The 15,352-nt window shown below is 59.8% G+C and carries 13 protein-coding genes and 1 pseudogene; 7 read left to right on the top strand and 7 right to left on the bottom strand.

Translation table 11 applies throughout. The features are described 5' to 3' along the window. Nucleotides 1–83: 83 nt before the first annotated feature. On the bottom strand, nucleotides 84–518 hold the full coding sequence (locus FEM54_RS07890; RefSeq protein WP_017134911.1) for a MarR family transcriptional regulator: 435 nt from the start codon (nucleotides 516–518) through the stop codon (nucleotides 84–86). Between the two features lie 121 nt (nucleotides 519–639). Next, nucleotides 640–2,769 (bottom strand): DNA helicase RecQ, encoded by a 2,130-nt coding sequence (gene recQ, locus FEM54_RS07885; protein WP_017134910.1) that lies wholly within the window; start codon nucleotides 2,767–2,769, stop codon nucleotides 640–642. 275 nt (nucleotides 2,770–3,044) lie between these two features. On the opposite strand from recQ, the gene FEM54_RS07880 reads away from it, so the two are divergent. From FEM54_RS07880 to FEM54_RS07870, 3 genes are all read left to right on the top strand, one after another. Continuing rightward, on the top strand, nucleotides 3,045–3,632 hold the full coding sequence (locus tag FEM54_RS07880; protein ID WP_017134909.1) for a UPF0149 family protein: 588 nt from the start codon (nucleotides 3,045–3,047) through the stop codon (nucleotides 3,630–3,632). 11 nt (nucleotides 3,633–3,643) lie between these two features. Next, the gene (locus FEM54_RS07875; RefSeq protein ID WP_169984834.1) at nucleotides 3,644–4,036 is read left to right on the top strand and encodes a YbaN family protein; all 393 of its coding nucleotides are present in this window, start codon (nucleotides 3,644–3,646) and stop codon (nucleotides 4,034–4,036) included. 119 nt (nucleotides 4,037–4,155) lie between these two features. Further along, nucleotides 4,156–7,626: a hybrid sensor histidine kinase/response regulator gene (locus tag FEM54_RS07870; RefSeq protein ID WP_138450308.1), complete on the top strand. Its 3,471-nt coding sequence runs from the start codon at nucleotides 4,156–4,158 to the stop codon at nucleotides 7,624–7,626. A 35-nt stretch (nucleotides 7,627–7,661) separates the two neighbouring features. Here the strand turns inward: FEM54_RS07870 and FEM54_RS07865 are convergent, their stop codons facing one another. After that, on the bottom strand, nucleotides 7,662–9,026 hold the full coding sequence (locus tag FEM54_RS07865) for a DNA recombination protein RmuC (protein WP_163005473.1): 1,365 nt from the start codon (nucleotides 9,024–9,026) through the stop codon (nucleotides 7,662–7,664). 175 nt (nucleotides 9,027–9,201) lie between these two features. Beyond that, nucleotides 9,202–9,525, bottom strand: a complete 324-nt coding sequence (locus FEM54_RS07860) for an SEL1-like repeat protein (protein ID WP_099548863.1) — start codon at nucleotides 9,523–9,525, stop codon at nucleotides 9,202–9,204. A 473-nt stretch (nucleotides 9,526–9,998) separates the two neighbouring features. On the opposite strand from FEM54_RS07860, the gene FEM54_RS07855 reads away from it, so the two are divergent. The 4 genes from FEM54_RS07855 to FEM54_RS07835 all read left to right on the top strand — a co-directional run bounded on the left by FEM54_RS07855 (nucleotide 9,999) and on the right by FEM54_RS07835 (nucleotide 13,149). After that, nucleotides 9,999–10,304: a hypothetical protein gene (locus FEM54_RS07855; protein ID WP_099548862.1), complete on the top strand. Its 306-nt coding sequence runs from the start codon at nucleotides 9,999–10,001 to the stop codon at nucleotides 10,302–10,304. A gap of 440 nt (nucleotides 10,305–10,744) precedes the next feature. Continuing rightward, a complete protein-coding gene (locus FEM54_RS07845; RefSeq protein ID WP_016972449.1) occupies nucleotides 10,745–10,969 on the top strand; it encodes a hypothetical protein in 225 nt (74 codons plus the stop codon). Between the two features lie 276 nt (nucleotides 10,970–11,245). Beyond that, nucleotides 11,246–11,728 (top strand): hypothetical protein, encoded by a 483-nt coding sequence (locus tag FEM54_RS07840; RefSeq protein ID WP_017134903.1) that lies wholly within the window; start codon nucleotides 11,246–11,248, stop codon nucleotides 11,726–11,728. A 146-nt stretch (nucleotides 11,729–11,874) separates the two neighbouring features. After that, nucleotides 11,875–13,149: an OmpP1/FadL family transporter gene (locus tag FEM54_RS07835; RefSeq protein WP_017134902.1), complete on the top strand. Its 1,275-nt coding sequence runs from the start codon at nucleotides 11,875–11,877 to the stop codon at nucleotides 13,147–13,149. 88 nt (nucleotides 13,150–13,237) lie between these two features. On the opposite strand, the gene FEM54_RS07830 is transcribed toward FEM54_RS07835, so the two are convergent. The 3 genes and pseudogenes from FEM54_RS07830 to FEM54_RS07820 all read right to left on the bottom strand — a co-directional run. After that, complete coding sequence (locus FEM54_RS07830; RefSeq protein ID WP_017134901.1) at nucleotides 13,238–13,786, bottom strand: glutathione peroxidase; 549 nt, start codon at nucleotides 13,784–13,786, stop codon at nucleotides 13,238–13,240. A 149-nt stretch (nucleotides 13,787–13,935) separates the two neighbouring features. Further along, nucleotides 13,936–15,135: an MFS transporter gene (locus tag FEM54_RS07825; protein ID WP_171045806.1), complete on the bottom strand. Its 1,200-nt coding sequence runs from the start codon at nucleotides 15,133–15,135 to the stop codon at nucleotides 13,936–13,938. Between the two features lie 64 nt (nucleotides 15,136–15,199). Further along, nucleotides 15,200–15,352, bottom strand: a pseudogene (locus FEM54_RS07820) (MarR family transcriptional regulator); the annotation flags it as partial.

The following is a 15,352-nucleotide window of genomic DNA, read 5'->3' as shown; positions in this document are numbered from 1 at the left end:
GAATGCGATCATTCAGGTGCAACGAGGTTGATGGCTTTGGGGCTGCTACGCAGCCCAGCGGGAGCAAGCTCCCTCGCCACACCTCAGGACTTTTCCAGGTTCGCCAGAATGTGCCCATGCACGCGCATGCACACGCGCAAATCTTCTTCATCCACGCCCACGAACAACTCATGGCGCAAGGCCGTGGCGATGGTTTCGATCTGATCAATCAACGGACGGGCGGTGTCGCACAACAGAATGCGTTTGGCGCGACGATCCTCCAGCACCGCCTGGCGCTGCACCAGGCCCTGGCCTTCAAGGCTGTCGAGCAGGCGCGCCAGGGTCGGACCTTCTACGCCGACGCTTTGCGCCAGTTCACGCTGGGTGGGCGCATCTACAAAACGGGCCAGGTGCAACAGCACCAGCCAACGCGCCTGGGACAAGCCCAGCCCCGCCAAACGGCGGTCGAGTTCGGCGCGCCAGCCTCGGGACATTTGCGCCAACTGCATGCCAAAGCGGTGTTGTTCGGTTAACGGCATAAAAAACTCATGATTTAGACTGAAAATAGAATGTGGCTAATTATTAGTCAGCTAAGCATGAGCCATGCCAGGAGGCAAGCGGTGCTATGTACTGATTCGTTACATTGTCGTAATTGGCACATTAAATTTCGAATTCAGACTGCAAAGCGGCACGTACGCAATACAAAACCCCCTCAGGAACACGCCCGGTAAACAGCGGTGCGATCTCCGTGACAGGTGGCAATTCGCCTTCTCCGTCGAGGAAGGCATCCTGGATTTCACCGAGCAAATCTTCCGGTAAATCAAGGGCCTGCTCCAACGACAACTGTTGCTTGCCGATGGATTCAGCCAGCAAGGTGTAGACGTTTTTTTCCGAGCATTGCAGCTGGCCGGCAATCTGGATCGGGGTCATGCCGGCACGTGCCAGGCTGATCAGTTCATGGCGGATGTCGGCGACTTCCTTGGGCGCCTCGGCCTGGCCGCCGAGCACCTCGAGGAAAGCCTGGCCGTAGCGTTCCAGCTTGCGCGCACCCACGCCGCTGACCTTGGCCATCTCGGCCATGCTGGTCGGTTGCTCGCGCAGCATCTCCAGCAACGTGGAGTCGGGAAAGATGACGTAAGGCGGCACGCTGTGTTCCTGCGCCAGTTTGCGCCGCAGGGTGCGCAAGGCTTCCCACTGTTCGCGTTCTTCGCCACGCACCAATTGGCTGGCCGGGCTGGTGCTGCTGCTTTTGGCGGTGGTTTGCGGCTTAAGGTCGCGGCGCAGCTCCAGGCTCACCTCGCCCTTGAGCAATGGCCGGCAACTGTCGTTCAGGCGCAAGCCGCCGTAGCCTTCGATGTCGATGTCCACCAGGTTGCGCGCGACCATCTGCCGGAACAACGAACGCCATTCGCCTTCGGCGCGCGCCTTGCCGACGCCGTACACCGAGAGTTTTTCGTGGCCGAAGCTGCGCACTTTCTCGTTGTCCTTGCCCAGCAATACGTCCACCAGATGCCCCACGCCGTAGCGCTGGCCGGTACGGTAGATGGCCGACAACGCCTGGCGCGCCGGCTCGGTAGCGTCCCAGGTCTGTACGCCATCGGTGCAATTGTCACAGTGCCCGCATGGCTCGGGCATGTCCTCGTCGAAATACGCCAGCAGCGTCTGTCGGCGGCAGCGGGTCTCTTCGCACAGCGAGAGCATGGCATCGAGCTTGTGTTGTTCCAGGCGTTTGTGGCGCTCGTCGCCTTCGGAGTTCTGCAACATCTGCTTGAGCATCACCACGTCTTGCAGGCCGTAGACCATCCAGGCATCCGCCGGCAGGCCATCACGGCCGGCGCGACCGGTTTCCTGGTAGTAGGCCTCAAGGGACTTTGGCAGGTCCATGTGTGCAACAAAACGCACGTTGGATTTGTCGATGCCCATGCCGAACGCGATGGTGGCCACCATGATCAGGCCTTCCTCGTTGAGGAAGCGCTTCTGATGGGCAGAGCGCGTGTCATTGGGCAGCCCCGCGTGATACGGCAGCGCCGGGTAGCCTTGCTCGCAGAGAAACGCGGCCACTTCATCGACCTTCTTGCGCGACAGGCAATACACGATGCCTGCGTCGCTGCGCCGCTCGGACAGGAACGCCAGCAACTGCTTGCGCGGTTGTTCCTTGGGCACGATGCGGTAAAAAATATTTGGCCGGTCGAAGCTCGACAGAAAGCGCTCGGCGTTCTGCAGATGCAGGCGCTCGACGATTTCTTCGCGGGTGCGTTTGTCGGCGGTGGCGGTCAGGGCGATGCGCGGCACGTCGGGGAACAATTCCGCCAGTTGGCCCAGTTGCAGGTATTCGCGACGGAAATCGTGGCCCCATTGCGACACGCAGTGGGCTTCGTCGATGGCGAACAGCGCAATTTCCAGACTTTGCAGGAAGGCCAGCATGCGTGGCTGCACCAGCCGTTCTGGCGCCAGGTAGAGCATCTTCACTTCACCGCGCTTGATGCGCGCAGCCAGCTCGCGCTGCTGTTCGGCACTCAAGGTGGAGTTCAAGGCGGCGGCGGCGACACCGAGTTCTTCTAGGGTGGCGACCTGATCGTCCATCAACGCGATCAGCGGCGACACCACCACGGCCAAGCCATTGCGCAACAGCGCCGGCACCTGAAAGCACAGCGACTTGCCGCCGCCGGTAGGCATCAGGACCAGGGCATCACCGCCACTGGCCACGCGCTCAATGATCGCACCCTGGCGGCCACGAAAACTGTCGTAGCCGAAGATGTCCTTGAGGACGCGTTGAGCCTGTTCGAGCATGTAAAACTCCAAAATGGTGCCGAAATCCCTCTGTACAGGCTGGCCGAAAAACACCGCTTCACGGGAAATAATCCGTAAGCGAAGTTTTCGCGGATTGGCGCTTGGCCTGCAGGGGCATCACAAAACGCGGCAGTATACCCGAGCGTTACCTGGCAAAGGGCGCCACTGACGAATAGTCACCCCGCTCCAGTACCCGGCAAATATGCCTTGCAGCTGGCCTGGACGCTCAAGAAAGCCTAGAATTGCGCATCGTTTATTCCCAAGGTAGCCCTTCAATGTCCTTCGCTGAGCAACTAACCCGCCTGCAAGCCTTCCTCGACGCCGATGAGCTGCATGACGAGGCGCTGGACTACGTGGCCGCTCACGGCTACCTGACCGCCCTGTCGATCTGCGCCGACGTCGTGCCCGACCGTGAATGGATCGACGCGCTGTTCGCCGAAGAACCGCACTACGCCGACGCCGCCCAACGCGAAGAAATCGAATCCACCCTGCTGGCCCTCAAGGCCCACATTGGTCGCCAACTGGCTTCCGATGAGGAATTCGAGCTGCCGTGCGAGCTGGACCTGGGCGAGGAGCCGGATGACTCCGACCTGCGCGGCTGGTGCATCGGCTTCATGGAAGGTGTGTTCCTGCGCGAAGCCGCCTGGTTCGAAACTGCCGAGGAAGAAGTCAGCGAAATGCTGCTGCCGATCATGGTCGGTTCGGGCCTGTTCGACGACCAGCCGGAATTCTCCGACATCGCCGCCGATGCCAACCTGATGGACGACATGATCGTACAGATCCCGGAAGCCCTCACCGCCTTGTACCTGCTGTGCAATGCGCCTGACGAAAAACCGGCGATCCTCAAGCCACGTCACCACTGAGTCGGTTGCCCATGACGCCCATGGGCAAGCGCTCACTGCTCCTGCGCTACGTGCTGCTGGCCATCGGCTGGCTGAGCGTAGCGCTGGGAGTGATCGGTATCTTCCTGCCGGTATTGCCGACCACGCCCTTCCTGCTACTCGCAGCCGCCTGCTTCGCCCGAAGCTCCCCGCGCTTCTACCAATGGCTGGTGGAACACCCGCGCCTGGGGCCGTGGATCAAAGACTATCTGGACGGCAATGGCATTCCGCTCAAGGGCAAGGTCTACGCCATCGGCCTGATGTGGCTGAGCATTGGTTTTTCCTGCTACCTGGTGCCGCTGCCTTGGGCACGTGGGTTTATGCTGACCAGTGCAGTGCTGGTGAGCATTTACATCTTGCGTCAGAAAACCCTGCCACCGCGTTGAACACGCGCTGCGACATTCGATCCCACACGACCTTGGTCGACACTGACTAACCCCCAGCATCATGCGAGACTGTCCCACCGGGCTCGGAATGCCCGGGTGTTCTTATGCTCGGAGTTACCATGACGCTGTCCAGCGGGCTGATCGCCGCCGTTGCCCTGGCCTATATGGCCATTATGTTTGCCATCGCCTTTTACGGTGATCGCCGCCACGCGCCGCTACCGCCACGAATACGTGCCTGGGTATACAGCCTGTCGCTGGCCGTTTACTGCACCAGTTGGACCTTCTTCGGCGCCGTAGGCCAGGCCGCCGAGCAGCTGTGGGCGTTTTTACCGATCTACCTGGGACCTGTCCTGCTGCTGGTGCTGGCACCTTGGGTGTTGCAGAAGATGATTCTGATCAGCAAACAGGAAAACATCACCTCCATTGCCGACTTTATCGCCGCACGCTACGGCAAATCCCAATCGTTGGCGGTGGTGGTGGCGCTGATCTGCCTGGTCGGCGTGCTGCCCTATATCGCTCTGCAACTCAAAGGCATCGTGCTGGGCGTGAACCTGTTGATCGGTTCCGGCCCCGACACCACCGGCACCCGCGCCCAGGACACCGCGTTGATCGTGTCGCTGGTATTGGCGCTGTTCACCATTGTGTTCGGTACCCGCAACCTCGATGCCACCGAACACCACCGTGGCATGGTGCTGGCGATCGCGTTTGAATCCCTGGTCAAGCTGTTCGCCTTTCTGGCGGTAGGCGCATTCGTGACCTTCGGCCTATACGATGGTTTTGGCGATCTGTTCAGCCAGGCCATGCTCGCCCCGCGCCTTGAAGAATACTGGACAGAAACCATTAACTGGCCATCGATGGTGGTGCAGACCGGCGTAGCGATGATGGCGATTATCTGCCTGCCCCGGCAGTTTCACGTCACCGTGGTAGAGAACATCGACCCGCAGGATTTACGCCTGGCCAAGTGGGTGTTCCCGGCGTACCTGATTCTCGCCGCGCTGTTCGTCATCCCTATCGCCCTCGGCGGCAAAATGCTCTTGCCCGCCTCGGTATTGCCGGACTCCTACGTGATCAGCCTGCCCATGGCCGAAGCGCACCCGGCCCTTGCCGTGCTGGCGTTTATCGGCGGCGCTTCGGCGGCCACCGGCATGGTGATTGTGGCGAGCATTGCCTTGTCGACCATGGTCTCCAACGACATGTTGCTGCCGTGGCTGTTGCGCCGCTCCAGCGCAGAGCGGCCGTTCGAAGTGTTCCGCCACTGGATGCTGTCGGTGCGCCGCGTCAGCATTGTGATCATCCTGTTGCTGGCCTACGTGAGTTACCGCCTGCTCGGCTCCAGCGCGAGCCTGGCAACCATCGGCCAGATCGCGTTCGCCGCCGTTACCCAACTGGCGCCAGCGATGCTTGGCGCGCTGTATTGGAAGCAGGCCAACCGACGAGGCGTATTTGCCGGCTTGGCGGCTGGCACTTTCTTGTGGTTCTACACCTTGGTCCTGCCGGTGACGGCGAAAAGCCTGGGGTGGTCGTTGAGCCTTTTCCCCGGCCTGACGTGGATGCATTCGCACCCCTTTGGTTTCACCGTCACCTCGTTAACCCTGGGTACTGTGTTTTCTCTTGCGGGCAATTTCACGCTGTTTGTGTGGGTCTCGATGCTGTCGCGCACACGGGTATCCGAGCATTGGCAGGCCGGGCGCTTTATCGGCCAGGAAATCAGCCAACGCGCCAATGCGCGCTCGATGCTGTCGGTGCAAATCAGCGACCTGCTCAGCCTCGCGGCACGTTTTGTCGGCAAGGAACGCGCCGAGCAGAGCTTTATCCGATTTGCCTATCGCCAAGGCAAAGGCTTCAACCCCAACCAGAATGCCGATAACGACTGGATCGCCCACACCGAACGCCTGCTGGCCGGCGTACTCGGCGCCTCTTCGACACGCGCAGTGGTAAAAGCCGCGATTGAAGGCCGGGAGATGCAGCTGGAGGACGTAGTACGCATCGCCGACGAAGCCTCCGAGGTGTTGCAATTCAACCGCGCATTACTGCAAGGCGCGATCGAAAACATCACCCAAGGCATCAGTGTCGTCGACCAGTCCCTCAAGCTGGTGGCCTGGAACCGCCGCTACCTGGAGCTGTTCAACTACCCTGAAGGCCTGATCAGCGTGGGCCGGCCGATTGCCGACATTATTCGCTACAACGCCGAGCGCGGCCTGTGTGGGCCGGGTGAGGCCCAGGTGCACGTCGCGCGCCGCCTGCATTGGATGCGCCAAGGCCGCGCGCACACCTCCGAGCGTTTGTTCCCGAATGGCCGCGTGATTGAGCTGATCGGCAACCCGATGCCCGGCGGTGGGTTTGTCATGAGCTTTACCGACATCACTGCGTTCCGGGAGGCCGAGCAGGCGCTGACCGAGGCCAACGAAGGCCTTGAGCAACGGGTGACCGAGCGTACCCATGAGCTTTCCCAGCTCAATGTCGCTTTGACCGACGCCAAGGGCGTGGCCGAATCCGCCAGCCAGTCGAAGACCCGCTTCCTTGCGGCTGTCAGCCACGACCTGATGCAACCCTTGAACGCTGCACGCCTGTTCTCCGCAGCCCTTTCCCACCAGCACGACGGCCTGTCTGCCGACGCGCGGCAATTGGTGCAACATTTGGACAGCTCGCTGCGCTCGGCCGAAGACTTGATCAGCGACTTGTTGGATATTTCACGCCTGGAAAACGGCAAGATCAACCCGCAGCGGCAGCCCTTTGTGCTCAACGAGCTGTTCGACACCCTCGGCGCCGAATTCAAGGCGCTGGCTCAGGAGCAGAACCTGCGCTTCCGCCTGCGCGGCAGCCGGTTGCGGATAGACAGTGACATCAAGTTGCTCAGGCGGATTCTGCAGAATTTTCTCACCAACGCGTTCCGCTATGCCGACGGCCCCGTGCTTTTGGGCGTGCGCAGGCACAAGGACGAATTGTGCCTGGAAGTGTGGGACCGTGGCCCTGGCATCCCGCTGGATAAACAGAAGGTCATCTTTGAAGAGTTCAAGCGCCTGGACAGCCACCAGACCCGCGCCGAGAAGGGTCTGGGCCTGGGTTTGGCAATCGCTGACGGCCTGTGCCGCGTGCTCGGGCATACGTTGAGCGTGCGCTCGTGGCCGGGCAAAGGCAGCGTGTTCAGCGTGCGCGTGCCGCTGGCGCGTAACCAGGCCAGCCCGCAGGCCAAGATCGCGCCAGACAATGGGCTGCCATTAAGCGGCGCGCAGGTGCTGTGTGTGGATAACGAGGAAAGCATCCTGATCGGCATGCGCAGCCTGCTGACGCGCTGGGGCTGCGAAGTGTGGACGGCCACCGACCAGGCGCAGTGCGCGGCACTGCTGGCCGAGGGCGTGCGCCCGCAACTGGCGTTGGTGGATTACCACCTGGACCACGGCGAGACGGGCACGGAGCTGATGGGCTGGCTGCGGGCGCAGTTGGCAGAACCGATTCCCGGGGTGGTGATCAGTGCCGATGGGCGACCGGAGATGGTGGCCGAGGTGCATGCGGCAGGGTTGGATTACTTGGCCAAGCCGGTGAAGCCGGCGGCGTTGCGGGCGCTGTTGAGTCGGCATTTGCCGCTTTAAACAGAGTGTACTCGGCCCCACATTTTGGATTGCATTTACTCAGGCAGATGCGCCACACCGTCTGAATCGGTCATCGCCCGTTCAAGCAAATCCGCTGGCAGACTTTTACTCGCACGCGCACCCAGCAACCGCAATTGCTCGGTACGGCTGACCAGATTCCCACGCCCATCTGTCAGCTTGTTACGCGCCGCGCTGTAAGCCTTATCCAACTGTTGTAGGCGGTTGCCCACTTCATCCAGGTCCTGGATGAACAGCACGAATTTGTCGTACAGCCAGCCGGCCCGTTCGGCAATTTCCCGCGCATTCTGGCTTTGGCGCTCCTGCTTCCACAGGCTGTCGATCACTCGCAGGGTAGCCAGCAAGGTCGTGGGGCTGACAATCACGATATGGCGGTCAAACGCCTCCTGAAACAGGTTCGGCTCGGCCTGCAGGGCGGCGGAAAATGCGGCCTCGATGGGCACGAACAGCAACACGAAATCCAGGCTGTGCAGCCCTTCCAGACGCTTGTAATCCTTGCCGGCCAAGCCTTTGACGTGGTTACGCAGGGACAGCACATGCTGCTTGAGGGCCGCCTGGCCAATCACCTCATCATCTGCCGCGACGTATTGCTGATAGGCCGTGAGGCTGACCTTGGAGTCGACCACCACCTGCTTGTCGCCCGGCAACATGATCAGCACGTCCGGCTGAAAGCGCTCGCCGTCCGGCCCTTTGAGGCTCACCTGGGTCTGGTACTCGCGGCCCTTCTCCAGCCCGGCATGTTCCAGTACCCGTTCAAGAATCAGCTCGCCCCAGTTGCCCTGGGTCTTCTGGCCCTTGAGGGCACGGGTCAGGTTGGTGGCTTCGTCTGACAGGCGCAGGTTCAATTGCTGCAGACGCTCAAGCTCTTTAGCCAGGGAAAAACGCTCGCGGGCTTCGTTCTGATAGCTTTCTTCCACACGCTTTTCGAAGGACTGGATGCGTTCCTTCAGTGGGTCAAGCAACTGGCCCAGGCGTTCCTGGCTGGTTTCGGCGAAACGCTGCTCACGCTCATCGAAGATCTTCCCGGCCAGCTCGGCAAACTGCGCGCGCAACTCATCGCGCGAACCTTGCAGGTCGGCGAGGCGTTGTTGATGACTGTCCTGTTGTTCACGCAATTCGGCGCGCAAGGCAGCTGACAGCGCATCGAGGCGGCGCAGCTCGGTTTCCTTGGCGCTGCGGTCGAGGTTCCAGGCATGGGCGGCATCGCGGGCGTTATCGCGGTCGATTTGCAGCAGTTCGACTTCGCGGCGCATGGCGGCCAGGTCGGCCTGTTTCGCGGCATTGGCCTGGCTGAGGTCGCTGATTTCATCGCGGCTGGCGTCCAGTTGCGCGGCTAGCCCTTCCTGGGCCAGTTGCGCGGTTGCCAGGCGCTCTTCGAGCAGCTCCCAACCGGTCATGCGCGCGGTCAGTCGACGTTGAATCTGCCAGCACAGGGCCAATAAAGGCACTGCTGCACCCGCCAGACCCAAGGCAATACTGGTCCAGTCAAAAACCATAGCCATTTCTGCCATCACCGAAAAGGAGCAAGGTTAACCAAGCATGGGGCTTGAGGACAGCTCAGTCTTCGACCTGCCCCAACTCGCGCAGGGCGCGGCGGTCGCCAGCGCGAGCCGCCAGGCGCAGCAGGTCGTGGCCTATGCGGCGGTCGCGGGCGTTGCCGCACTCGCGGCACATCAACTGGCCCAGCCGACTTTGAGCGGCGACCACGCCATCGCGGGCCGGCTGCTTGAGCAAGCGCCCGGCGAAGTGCTTGATGTTGGCGTTATGCCCCAGCCGCGGGCTGTCGAGCAGCCACAAGGCAACCTTCAACGAAAATCGCTTGGGTGTGGTAACAGTTTGAGGGGTATCGGTAACAGAGGGTGATACTGAGCGAAACTTCATAAAGCACTGTGGGACAGATTGGAAGGCGCGCCACTCTACTCTTTTTTTCGCGCAGGTAAAGCTGGATAAATCCTACACGCCCGTTCTAGAGCAAGCGCTCGGGACAATCCACAGAAGCTGTGGATAACTCAGTGGACAACCCACCTTGAACCCGCTCAAAGCCCCATGAAACGGGGGCCGCAGTCAAACTGACGATTTTTTCACCAATAAAAAAAAGCGATGTTTTTCATTGACTTAAATTTTCGTTGCAGGCAAACGACGGCACTTGCGGGCAGTTGACAGAGTGGTTACACACCGCGCAACGAATGTGCACAAGTACCCATCCACTGGTTATATCGCCGACACTTTTTGCTTCAATCTGTCCGAAAATGTTACCGCCACAGAGCAACCAGCCTGCAAAACAGAGCACTTTTCAAAACCGCCCGCGCTCGCCACACTGCTGCACCAACGATGTCACTCTCCTGTAGGCGCAGATGAAAGGAATCCTGTTGTTCGCCGTGTTGCTGCTCGCCATCTGCGCGACATCATTGGGAATCAATGCAGCTTTGCCCTCGCCTGACGGGGCGTTGTTTGCCATCGCCATCCTGTTATCAGCGGCCTTTACTGCGGTAAGCCTGTGCATCGAGCTGGGTGAAGGCCGGATCAATGACATGCGCGACGTGATGAAGGTGATCGAAACCGGCCGCTCCTGGCGCCTGACCCTCGCGGCCTACGTGCTGGGCTGCTCGCTGGCGGCCGCCGTAACAGTGCTGGTCTATCGTGGTTTTCTAGGCAGCTGATAAAAGTTTTTTGCTCAGCCGCTTCCCTTCCCGGTTTCGATCCGTTACTATCCGCGGCGTTAGTACCAAGCTGAAAGTCAATTCTGGTCGAACAACTCCCCTGAACAACACGGGACCGACCACCTCGATGGTTTCCAAGTATCACTTGCGACGACACTGCCTTTGAACATGCAAAGGGTGCCGCGAAGTCTCAATACTCTGACCGAACCAACCTGCAAATTGATCAGGATCTTCACCCCGGGCCCAGAACCTTTGCCCCTGTTGTGCTGCCTGCCCTCCTAAGTACCTACCTGCCAGCCCAAGCGCGCCAACTTAATAGCGCTTCAAACTGGCTGCTTTGTTCCAGTCGGTTCTTCGTTTGATCAATGGTGATCAACGTTACTGGAACGTTTTAACGCTGCACGGTTCTTATCCGTGTCATTTGTAGGAACACCAATAATATGAACACTCAAATCCACACTCAGGATGCCATTCGCACCCTCACCAACGCTTTTGCACCAATGAACTGCCTGATCATGGCCGCTCGCAAAGGCTGCTTCAGCTTCACCCTGGTCAACGAACACGGCATCGCTCGTCACAGCGAACGCCTGTACCCCGATCAATACTCCAGCGCAGAGCCGCTGCAGGCCGTGATCGAGCGTACCCGTCAGGCACTGACTGCCTGATCGACCCGAGTCGCTGAAACACAAAAACCCTGTTTAAAAAGCAGGGTTTTTTATTGCCTGAAATTCGGCATTGAAACATTTTCGCTAAGTTCAAATAGATATAAACGTTATAACTAAATGAAGAAGATGTTTTAAAAACAGTCCTTTACATCGTAAATATGACACTACACTTCAACTCAAGCGGCTTGATCCGCTTGCGACGGGCCTGAGATCCGATTCACAGCTGCCAAGCCCCCTCTCAGGCACCGTCGACCACTTTCATGGACCGAGGCTTGTATGGGTATCGCCGCCAGCGAATTGTGTCGTTATGTGATCCGGCCGACGTTGATTTACCTCGGCCGCCATAATGCGACAGCCGAAGCCCTGCTGCTGGGCATTGCTGCCAGCCAGTCGGAACTCGGCTCGGCCCTGCACGACCGGCGTGGCCACGGCCTGTACAGCATCACCGAACCGCGCCACCGCGCCCTTTGGGACCATTACCTGGCGCGCGACCCCGAGCGCGCCAGCCTGGTACGCGGCCTGGCCAGTCAGCACGCATTCCTCAGTGCGCCCCAGCTTGAGTTAACCGTCAATCTGCGTTACGCCACCGCCATCGCATGGCTGCTGGTGGAGCAGCACAGCCCTGCCCTGCCGCAGCCGGGCGATGTACTGGCAATGGCACGTATCTGGAAAGAAATTTTTCACCCACAAGGTCGGCTGCGGGACTTCACCCAAGCCTGGCAGACCTGTGTTTCACCCATGAATCAGGTCACTTGTTGACCAGGCGTTTTGCAAGATTCGGCTAAAAACCCCGATTTTGGTCGGATTGTCCTACAAAACCGCTCTATCTCCTGCATTACAGCCTATAGCGCTAACCTAAATTTATTGTTACTTTCCGCAGCGGTGATCACCACGGAGTTCTAATAATGAAAAAAGTAATGCTCAAGACCACACTTAGCCTCGCCGTTGCCATGGCCTCCACCCAACTGTTCGCGAGCGGCTTTGCCCTCAACGAGCAAAGCATCAGTGGGATGGGTACAGGTTTCGCCGGGCGCTCTTCATCTGCCGATGATGCAAGCACTGTCGCTGGCAACCCTGCCGGCATGTCACGCCTCAAGCGCGATCAAATCACTGCCGGTGTCGCAGCTATCGACGCCAAGACCGATATCAAAAACACCAGCGGTGGCCCACCCGGCAGCAGCAACGACGGTGACATGGTTCCTTTTACCAAAGTCCCGATGTTGTTTGCCGTGAAAAAAGCGACCGATGACCTGGCGTTCGGCCTGGGCGTGTATGCGCCGTTCGGCCTGATCACCAACTACGAAGACAGCTTCGGCGGCCGTTACTACGGCAAGAAGAGTGACGTTAAAGTCGTCACCCTCCAGCCGACTGTCAGCTACGCCTTCAACGAATACGTGTCCGTGGGTATCGGCCCGACGTTCAACAAGATCAGCGGTAACCTGACCTCGTCGACGCCGCTGGCGCAAACCTTCGGCCGCAATGATGGCCTGGTGGACATCAAGGGCGATGACACCGCATGGGGCTACAAAGTCGGTATCCTGGTGACGCCATGGGCGAGCACCAACATCGGCCTGACGTACACCTCCAAGGTTTCCTACAACCTGTCGGGTCACACCGATATTTCCGGCCGTGGTTTTGGTCCGTTCAACGGCGGGCGTTTTGACGCCAAGTTGAACATCACCACCCCAGAATCCTACGACATGTCCATCACCCACAAGCTGGATGACCAATGGACGTTGTATGCGGGTACCACATGGACCCGTTGGAGCCGCCTGAAAGAAATCACCGTCAACAACTCGGGCGTTTCGCCTGCACTGGGTGGCGCGGCTGGCCCGATCGGTCGCATCAACGAGCCACAGAACTGGCATGACACCTGGGCCTCGGCCATCGGTGCTTCGTTCCAGGTCAACAAACAGTGGGTACTGCGCACCGGCTTCTCGGTTGACCAATCGCCTACCAACAACACCGACCGTTCGGTGCGTATCCCGACTGGCGACCGTAAGGCTGTCAGCTTTGGTGCCGGCTTCAGCCCTACCGAAGACTGGACGATCGACGCTGCCGTCTCCTACCTGTGGGAAGAAGAAGTCAACGTCAACCGTACCGGCAAGGGCAACGCCTACAACGCCGAGTACAAAAACAGCGCTTGGGGTTACGGCCTGGGTGCGACTTACAAGTTCTGATTCACTGCGAGCCTGACCGGCTCGCCAGCTGAATCTAAAAAAGCCCCGCTCTCCTGCACAGGAGGCGGGGCTTTTTAATCGCCGACGATCAGGGTTTGGAAGCCAAGGCTTCTTCCACTGCCTTGATCAAGTCCGGGCTGTCCGGCTTGGTCAAACTGGAGAAGTTGGCAATTACCTTGCCTTGGCGGTCGACCACGTACTTGTAGAAATTCCATTTCGGCGCGCTGGTCTGCTGCGCCAACACCTTGAACAGGTGTACCGCGTCCGGTCCTTTGACTTTTTGCGGTTCGGTCATGGTGAAGGTCACGCCGTAATTCACGTAACAGACCTTGGCGGTCTCTTCACCGGTCTTGGCTTCCTGCTTGAAGTCATCGGACGGCACGCCAATCACTTCCAGCCCCTGGCCCTTGTAGCGCTGGTACAAGGCTTCGAGGCCTTTGAACTGTGGTGCGAACCCGCAGAAGCTGGCGGTGTTGACGATAACCAGGGGTTTGCCGGCAAAGCGCTGGCACAAATCGATGGATTCCTTGGCGCGCAGCTTGGGCAATTGGCCCTCAAGCAACGGTGGGCAATCAGCGGCCATGGCAACACTGCCAATGGCCATCAGGACGGGTACTGCAAGCCAGCGCATCTGCATGTCGTGAGTCCTTAACATTTCCAGACCACGAACTTAACAGATCGACATACCCAGTTGCATCAACGCCAGCCCACCACGCTGCCAGCCCCACCAGGCCAGCAGCATCAGCACGACCAGCGCCGCTACCGTCAAACACCGTGCCGTCACACTCATGCCGCCTCCATCTGCGCCTGCAAGCGCGCCACCGGCCGCTCGCGCACCGGCCAGTTCAGCGCGGCGGCGAGCACGCTCAGCAGAATCGCCACCTGCCAGATCAAATCGTAGTTGCCGGTTCGATCATAGACCACCCCGCCCAACCAGCCGCCGAGGAACGACCCGATTTGGTGGAACAGGAACACGATCCCACCGAGCATCGAGAGGTTTCGCACACCAAACAAGGTTGCGACGGTGCCATTAGTCAGCGGCACCGTAGACAGCCACAAAAAGCCCATGGCCATGCCAAACAGGTAGGCCGTGATTTCGGTGACCGGCGCCCACAGGAACAACACAATGACGACCGCACGCAGCAGGTACAGGCCGGTAAGCAAGCGCGGCTTGGACATGCGCCCGCCGAGCCAGCCGGCGGTGTAGGTGCCGAATACATTAAACAGACCGATCAAGGCCAGCACCGTGGTGCCCACCGTGGCCGGCAAATGCTGGTCGACCAGATACGCCGGCAGGTGCACGCCGATAAACACCACCTGGAAACCGCACACAAAAAAGCCGAATGCCAGCAACCAGAAGCCGGAATGGGAACAGGCTTCCTTCAAGGCTTCACGCAAGGTTTGCTGGCCAGTCACCACCGGCAGCGGCTTGTCCTTGAGCATCTCCAGCAGCGGCAGAATCAGCGCCACCATCAGCCCCAGCGCCAACAAGGCGGCCGACCAGCCCAGCCAGCCGATCAAGCCCAATGTGCCGGGCACCATGGCGAACTGACCAAAAAACCCTGCGGCGCTGGCGAGGCCCATGCCCATGCTGCTTTTTTCCGGCGGTACGGTGCGGCCCACCCCGCCGAGAATCACCGAAAACGAGGTGCCCGACAGGCCGATACCAATCAGCAAGCCGGCACTTAGTGACAATGACCACGCCGAATCGGACATGCCCATCAACACCAGGCCCACGGCGTACAGTACGCCGCCGACGAACACCGTTTTGGTCGCGCCGAAACGGTCGGCCAGGGCGCCGGTGAACGGCTGCGCAAGGCCCCAAATCAGATTCTGCAGCGCGATGGCGAAGGCAAACGTCTCGCGCCCCCAGCCAAATTCGTTGCTCATCGGCGCCAGGAACAGGCCGAAACCGTGCCGCACGCCCAAGGACAACGCCAGGATCAGCGCACTCCCCACAAGGATCCAACCACTGGTGCGCCACATCGAGGTCATGTTCTTATTCTCCGCTCGCGGGGATATACCCGCTTGTAATCGAACAAACCCGCGCTCAGGCGAGTTCATCCAGCAAGGCCAGCAAGGTTTCGCGCTTTTCGGCGCCTAACTGATCAATCAATTTTTGCTGCGCCGCTTCCCACGCCGGCAACGCCGCAGCCAGCCGTTCTTCGCCGGCTTGCGTCAACAGCACCAGGCGGTTGCGCAA

It is taken from the genome of Pseudomonas edaphica (genome assembly GCF_005863185.1).
Classification (GTDB): domain Bacteria; phylum Pseudomonadota; class Gammaproteobacteria; order Pseudomonadales; family Pseudomonadaceae; genus Aquipseudomonas; species Aquipseudomonas edaphica.
Note: the sequence above shows the minus strand (reverse complement) of the source record. Positions and strands in the feature narration are given on the sequence as shown.

What these genes read in the sequence shown, in the direction of transcription:
- FEM54_RS07830 (WP_017134901.1), bottom strand. Translation starts at nt 13,786, where the DNA reads ATGCAGATGCGCTGGCTTGCAGTACCCGTCCTGATGGCCATTGGCAGT.
- recQ (WP_017134910.1), bottom strand. Translation starts at nt 2,769, where the DNA reads ATGCTCGAACAGGCTCAACGCGTCCTCAAGGACATCTTCGGCTACGAC.
- FEM54_RS07840 (WP_017134903.1), top strand. Translation starts at nt 11,246, where the DNA reads ATGGGTATCGCCGCCAGCGAATTGTGTCGTTATGTGATCCGGCCGACG.
- FEM54_RS07875 (WP_169984834.1), top strand. Translation starts at nt 3,644, where the DNA reads ATGACGCCCATGGGCAAGCGCTCACTGCTCCTGCGCTACGTGCTGCTG.
- FEM54_RS07860 (WP_099548863.1), bottom strand. Translation starts at nt 9,525, where the DNA reads ATGAAGTTTCGCTCAGTATCACCCTCTGTTACCGATACCCCTCAAACT.
- FEM54_RS07870 (WP_138450308.1), top strand. Translation starts at nt 4,156, where the DNA reads ATGACGCTGTCCAGCGGGCTGATCGCCGCCGTTGCCCTGGCCTATATG.
- FEM54_RS07825 (WP_171045806.1), bottom strand. Translation starts at nt 15,135, where the DNA reads ATGTGGCGCACCAGTGGTTGGATCCTTGTGGGGAGTGCGCTGATCCTG.
- FEM54_RS07890 (WP_017134911.1), bottom strand. Translation starts at nt 518, where the DNA reads ATGCCGTTAACCGAACAACACCGCTTTGGCATGCAGTTGGCGCAAATG.
- FEM54_RS07880 (WP_017134909.1), top strand. Translation starts at nt 3,045, where the DNA reads ATGTCCTTCGCTGAGCAACTAACCCGCCTGCAAGCCTTCCTCGACGCC.
- FEM54_RS07845 (WP_016972449.1), top strand. Translation starts at nt 10,745, where the DNA reads ATGAACACTCAAATCCACACTCAGGATGCCATTCGCACCCTCACCAAC.
- FEM54_RS07835 (WP_017134902.1), top strand. Translation starts at nt 11,875, where the DNA reads ATGAAAAAAGTAATGCTCAAGACCACACTTAGCCTCGCCGTTGCCATG.
- FEM54_RS07855 (WP_099548862.1), top strand. Translation starts at nt 9,999, where the DNA reads ATGAAAGGAATCCTGTTGTTCGCCGTGTTGCTGCTCGCCATCTGCGCG.